Raw genomic sequence first — 5,299 nt, 5'->3', positions numbered from 1 at the left:
GTAAGCGTCCGCTGAACACACCTTATGAATTCATCCTATAAGCCTTAATTTAGTCCCCACTTAAAAACAAGTGGGGACTAAAATTTATGACTACAAATCACCAGACATCCATCGCATCTCTTGCGAAAAAACGAAGAACATACAGTGCTGAATTTAAACAGCAGATCGTTCAGGCTTGTAAAGCACCGGACGTTTCAATTGCTTCGGTCGCTTTGCAACATGGATTGAATACAAATCTTGTATCCAAATGGATTCGCTTAATTGATGGTAAGCCAGGGAATGATCGCTCACCACTACCGAATAAACCTGCATTTATTGCCTTATCTTGCTCTGCACCATTAGATCCTACTCCTACTGACATGTTAACGGTTCAAATTACTTTACCCCACTCAAAAGCAGAAATTGGCTTGAAATGGCAAGTATCAGAAATATCTGCTTTAGCAGAATTACTCAAGGCACTTGCAACATGATCCGCATTGATGAAATCTGGCTTTCTACCCAACCTCTGGATATGCGAGCAGGGATGGATACTATCATGGCTCAGGTGGTGAGAGCCTTTGGCTACATTAAACCGCATTGTGCTTACCTGTTCTGTAATAAACGTGGCCATCGCATGAAAGTGCTGGTACATGATGGACTGGGCATCTGGCTGTGTGCCCGGCGGCTGGAACAGGGAAAATTCCACTGGGCGCAGGTTCACCAGGGTGAAAGCATGGCGATCAGTCCGGAACAGTTACAGGCACTGATCCAGGGTTTACCTTGGCAGCGCATTGGACGACAGCAGGTGGTGACGATGCTCTAAACTGGTCCATTCTGCTATTCTCCAAACGTTCTATTTCCTCTGCGTCATGACCTCAGGCATACTGCGGTCATGAATACGCTGCCAGACTTAAGCCAACTGACCCATGAACAACTGCTGGAATTTACCAGACAGTTGGCAATGCAGCATCAGTCTCTGGCACAATCAAATCAAGAATTAGAAAAATCAAACCAGCAATTGGATGCCAAAGTTCAACATCTTTCCATTCTCACGCAAAAATACGAGCATGAGCTCGCACTATTTAAACAGCACAAATTTGGCAGTAAAAACGAACATCTCACCGCAAAACAAATCCATCTGTGGGACGAAGCGGTTGAAGAGGATATCGCAGCAGTTGATTTGGAACTGGAGCGGCTGAATGCAGATAAAACCGATGCAGCGACAGAGAAAGCCACAGTCAACAAACCTAAACGTCGACTGCTGCCGGATCATTTACACACCATCCGTATTGAGCATGAACCTGCATCAACCCAATGCAGTTGTGGCTGCCAGTTACGTCGTATCGGCGAAGATATCAGTGAAAAACTGCATTTCAGACCGGCACAGTTCTATAAGGAACAGCATGTGCGTGGCAAATGGGTCTGTGATCAGTGTGACACCCTGACTCAGCAAGCGATGCCCGCCTATGTGATTGATAAAGGCATTGCTTCACCTGAACTGCTCAGCCATGTGCTGGTATCGAAGTATGCCGATCATTTGCCGCTGTACCGTCAGCGCCTGATCTATCAGCGGGCGGGCATTGATCTGTCCAGATCTACTTTATCTGACTGGATTGGTCGCTGCGGTGTGGAACTGGAACCTCTGGCCAATGCCTTAAAACAGGTGGTGCTGCAACAGCGGGTGATCCATGCCGATGAAACGCCGGTCACCATCATGCGGATGGGTGATGATGAGAAAAAACCGAAGAAAGGTTATGTCTGGGCCTATGCCACTACACAGTACAATCCAGTTCAAGCGGTGATCTATGACTTTCAGGATAGCCGTTCAGGTCAGCATGCAGAAGAGTTCCTGAATGGCTGGCAGGGCCATCTGGTCTGTGATGATTACAGTGGTTATAAAGCACGCTTTAAATCAGGCGATGTCATTGAGGTGGGCTGCATGGCGCATGCACGTCGTAAATTCCATGAGCTACATGTGACTGGGAAAAGTCAGATCGCTGAACAGGCATTACTGATGATTCAGAAACTGTATGCGATAGAAGCCGAACTCAGGAAAAAGACCGATAGTACAGCAGAACACCGCCGCGAATACCGACAACAGCACAGCCAACCGGTGATGCAACAACTGTATGAATGGCTCAACCAACATTATCTGACGGTGCCATCGAGTTCTCCAACCGCCAAGGCCATCAATTACAGTCTGAAGCGTTGGCCAGCCTTAAGCCGCTATCTGGATGATGGCAATCTACCCATTGACAATAACTGGGCAGAGAACTCAATGCGCCCCTGGGCCTTGGGACGAAAGAACTGGCTATTTGCAGGTTCGCTGCGCAGTGGCCAACGAGCAGCCAATATCATGACTTTAATCCAGTCAGCAAAGCTGAATGGGCTGGATCCGTATGCCTATTTAAGTGATGTGCTGAAAAGGCTGCCGACGCATAAAGCGACCCAAATAGAAGAATTACTGCCACATCGCTGGAAATCCAACTCAAATTAAAAAATAGGCATGGGGTTCAGCGGACGCTTACGAATAAAATAACGCTCTAGATTAAGTTCATTATTAATAAAGCTGTCAGAAAAGCGAAGAACTCCTTCATAAAGATTAAAAGTTGTATGAGCAAGTGTATGCCTGACTACTTTACCTTGAGTAAGAGATTGTCTATATAAGCTACCAGATTTTATTGGAAGCTTTTCTTCTGAAATAGGAAGAATCTGAAGATCAATTCCATTTTTTCTAATAAAAATATATGCAATCTGTGATCCATTAGTTTTTGTTAAGATTTTTCTATAAGTTGCACTATGAGGTCTCAGTAATATCCATCCTGAATCTATTAATTTTTTTGTGAAAACTTCAGGAGTCGCAACTCCAAATATAATAGCTGAGTTAGACGGAGGGCATAAATTACCATGATCATCAATAGAACATTCTGATTTTTTACAAAGGATGAAGCCTTTACAATCCCAATTTAAATATTCTAATTTTAAAACTGTAGCAAATCTTAATTGTCCATCTGTTCGACGAACTAGCACAATGTCATTCACCTTAAGATCTGTACGAAAACACTGCACAGGATATTTTTTATCGGTAAAATCAGTATAACTAACAAAGGCAATGATATAGCTCATGTCTTAATTATTCCAACAAGCTTATGTTATTTAACATATTAAAACTTGGTAGATCATCATAAGTTAAAGAGTCTAACTCCTTAAATGGAGAGCTTATGTTAAGTATCTTACCAATTAGTAGTTGATGATCAGAATTTAACTGGACATTACTAAGATTTAACCGGCAAAGATCATAGAAAACCTGTGTCATCAAATAGTTAAGACCTAAAATGTTTAGTGGAATTTTAGCTTTATAATTTAGATTCTGGTTAAATCTATTAATTTCTGAGATCATTCCATTATCATCTATATAAACTTCAAGTTGAGAATTCTCTGTACAAAAAGAATAAATAAACAACTTGTCTTCATTAAAAATATTTCCTGTTTCACGAAACCCCATTTTTTCAACAAGAAATTTTTGTTTATCCTTACATAAAACAAATAAACGAGTCATTACTACTGCGTTAATAAATTTGTCAGCACTAGGAGTTGGCCAGCTTCTAAAGTTACCAATAACTGGAGATGAATCCTTTCTTAGTATTTTTCTGACAGGAATTTCGTACTCTGAAAAGTTAAAACCATTAATAGGTTGCCCATTTTCATTACTAATATGCTGTACACCATAACTAAAAGATGGATAAGGTTGATTGCTAACAGCATAAGTTGATGGATCTACGAATTTAGTTTGCATTAATTTCTCTGTAAATTATGGTGTAAATAAATTTTAAAGAAGACTAACAGATCCTGAATATCTTTATAAAAGAAAAATAGAAACTTCCACTAATTTTCTCCATTTAACATAATGGCTGTTATATGAAATTCAGTGCCTCAGGCCTAAAGAACCAAGTTTATGTCTTGCAAAAACGTATCCTATAGGATACATTTTGCTTATGTACTCAATATATACCACAGAAGCCTTTGATGATTGGTTTACCAAGTTAAAAGATCAACAGGCAAAAAGACGCATACAAGTCCGAATTGATCGGGTTGAAGATGGGAACTTTGGAGATACTGAACCAGTCGGTGAAGGTGTTTCTGAGTTACGTTTCTTCTTTGGACCTGGCTATAGGATTTATTACTGCAAGCAAGGGCAAAGGGTCGTTATTCTCTTAGCAGGCGGAGATAAGTCTACGCAAAGTAAAGATATAAAACTTGCCCTACAATTAGCACAAGATTTAGAGGAGGAGCTGTAAATGGCTATCAAACTTCGTAAATGGGATAGTGCTGAGCATCTTAAAACAGAAGAAGATATGCAAGCTTACCTACAAGCCTGTATCGATGAATCTAATGGTGATGCTGCATTCATTGCTAAAGCTTTAGGTAACATTGCTAAAGCTAAAGGAATGGCTCAATTATCACGAGATACAGGTCTAGGCCGAGAAAGTCTTTACAAAGCACTTTCTGGTGATGTTAACCCTAGTTTTGATACTGTGATTAAAGTTGTAAAAGCACTGAATTTACGCTTAGCAATTTAAAAAAAGTTATTTAAAAATGGAGCTTTAAGCTCCATTTTTAAATTTCATATAAGGTGTATTATGTTAATTTTAGAAAATATTAATAATTAGAAAAGAAAAATGCAGATCTCAAGATCTGCGTTTTTTTCAAGAAAGTATTTAAAGCCTTCTAGAGAATTTTTCTCTATCAGAGAGGCTTTGTTGCACAAACCTATCTCTAAAGGCTTATTCCACAATATAATTTTCAAATGAATAAGTCGACACCTAAAATTTATCGCACAACCAATTGGTCTTCATATAACCGAGCTCTCATTAATCGTGGAAATATTGCCATTTGGTTTGATCCTGCTACGCAATGGTATGCCCCATCAAAAGGCAAACAAGGACGAAATCAAACTTACTCCGACGCAGCTATCCAATGCTGCCTAATGATTAAATCTCTCTTCCGATTGTCTTTACGCATGGTCACTGGCTTTGTTCAAAGTCTCATCCATCTTTGTGGGTTAAATTGGATAGCGCCAGACTACACTACAATTTGTAGACGACAACAGCATATTGATATTGTGATTAGCTATCAAAAAAGTTGTGATGGACTGTATCTAATCGTTGACTCTACAGGTCTGAAATTCTTAGGTGAGGGTGAATGGAAGCGTAAAAAACATCAGTCTGAATATCGTCGCCAATGGCGTAAATTACATATGGGTATAGATGCTAAAACCTTACAAATACGCGCTGTTCAGCTCACAACCAACAATGTGAGT

General features: G+C 40.1%; 7 protein-coding genes and 1 pseudogene. 6 read left to right on the top strand and 2 right to left on the bottom strand.

The window, feature by feature from the left end:
• The first annotated feature begins 86 nt into the window (after window positions 1–86).
• The 3 genes from tnpA (at window position 87) to tnpC (ending at window position 2,476) form a co-directional block, all read left to right on the top strand.
• The gene (gene tnpA / locus MKL33_RS09910) at window positions 87–470 is read left to right on the top strand and encodes an IS66-like element accessory protein TnpA (protein ID WP_004762545.1); all 384 of its coding nucleotides are present in this window, start codon (window positions 87–89) and stop codon (window positions 468–470) included.
• A complete protein-coding gene (gene tnpB / locus MKL33_RS09905) occupies window positions 467–802 on the top strand; it encodes an IS66 family insertion sequence element accessory protein TnpB (protein WP_004691519.1) in 336 nt (111 codons plus the stop codon). The genes tnpA and tnpB overlap by 4 nt, the downstream gene beginning before the upstream one ends.
• 69 nt (window positions 803–871) lie before the next feature.
• The gene (gene tnpC / locus MKL33_RS09900; RefSeq protein WP_130120076.1) at window positions 872–2,476 is read left to right on the top strand and encodes an IS66 family transposase; all 1,605 of its coding nucleotides are present in this window, start codon (window positions 872–874) and stop codon (window positions 2,474–2,476) included.
• Here the strand turns inward: tnpC and MKL33_RS09895 are convergent.
• Entirely contained in the window at window positions 2,473–3,105 is a 633-nt protein-coding gene (locus MKL33_RS09895) for a hypothetical protein (protein WP_270906894.1), read from the bottom strand. The two genes, tnpC and MKL33_RS09895, sit on opposite strands and share 4 nt — an antisense overlap.
• Window positions 3,106–3,112: 7 nt before the next feature.
• Complete coding sequence (locus tag MKL33_RS09890; protein WP_049069388.1) at window positions 3,113–3,775, bottom strand: hypothetical protein; 663 nt, start codon at window positions 3,773–3,775, stop codon at window positions 3,113–3,115.
• 199 nt (window positions 3,776–3,974) lie between these two features.
• On the opposite strand from MKL33_RS09890, the gene MKL33_RS09885 reads away from it, so the two are divergent.
• From MKL33_RS09885 to MKL33_RS09875, 3 genes and pseudogenes are all read left to right on the top strand, one after another.
• Window positions 3,975–4,277 (top strand): type II toxin-antitoxin system RelE/ParE family toxin, encoded by a 303-nt coding sequence (locus tag MKL33_RS09885; protein WP_000286963.1) that lies wholly within the window; start codon window positions 3,975–3,977, stop codon window positions 4,275–4,277.
• Window positions 4,278–4,559 carry an addiction module antidote protein gene (locus MKL33_RS09880; protein ID WP_000985610.1) on the top strand — a complete coding sequence of 94 codons (282 nt, stop codon included), beginning with the start codon at window positions 4,278–4,280 and terminating at the stop codon, window positions 4,557–4,559.
• A 227-nt stretch (window positions 4,560–4,786) separates the two neighbouring features.
• Window positions 4,787–5,299, top strand: a pseudogene (locus MKL33_RS09875) (IS5-like element ISAba13 family transposase); the annotation flags it as partial.

This window comes from Acinetobacter sp. AOR43_HL (assembly GCF_027854635.1).
GTDB lineage: Bacteria > Pseudomonadota > Gammaproteobacteria > Pseudomonadales > Moraxellaceae > Acinetobacter > Acinetobacter pittii.
The sequence above is the reverse complement of the archived record's forward strand: the minus strand, read 5'-3'. Positions and strand labels throughout refer to the sequence as shown.

Excerpts from the sequence above, each read along its gene's own strand:
- MKL33_RS09880 (WP_000985610.1), top strand. The coding sequence starts at position 4,278 with ATGGCTATCAAACTTCGTAAATGGGATAGTGCTGAGCATCTTAAAACA.
- tnpC (WP_130120076.1), top strand. The coding sequence starts at position 872 with ATGAATACGCTGCCAGACTTAAGCCAACTGACCCATGAACAACTGCTG.
- tnpA (WP_004762545.1), top strand. The coding sequence starts at position 87 with ATGACTACAAATCACCAGACATCCATCGCATCTCTTGCGAAAAAACGA.
- MKL33_RS09890 (WP_049069388.1), bottom strand. The coding sequence starts at position 3,775 with ATGCAAACTAAATTCGTAGATCCATCAACTTATGCTGTTAGCAATCAA.
- MKL33_RS09895 (WP_270906894.1), bottom strand. The coding sequence starts at position 3,105 with ATGAGCTATATCATTGCCTTTGTTAGTTATACTGATTTTACCGATAAA.
- MKL33_RS09885 (WP_000286963.1), top strand. The coding sequence starts at position 3,975 with ATGTACTCAATATATACCACAGAAGCCTTTGATGATTGGTTTACCAAG.
- tnpB (WP_004691519.1), top strand. The coding sequence starts at position 467 with ATGATCCGCATTGATGAAATCTGGCTTTCTACCCAACCTCTGGATATG.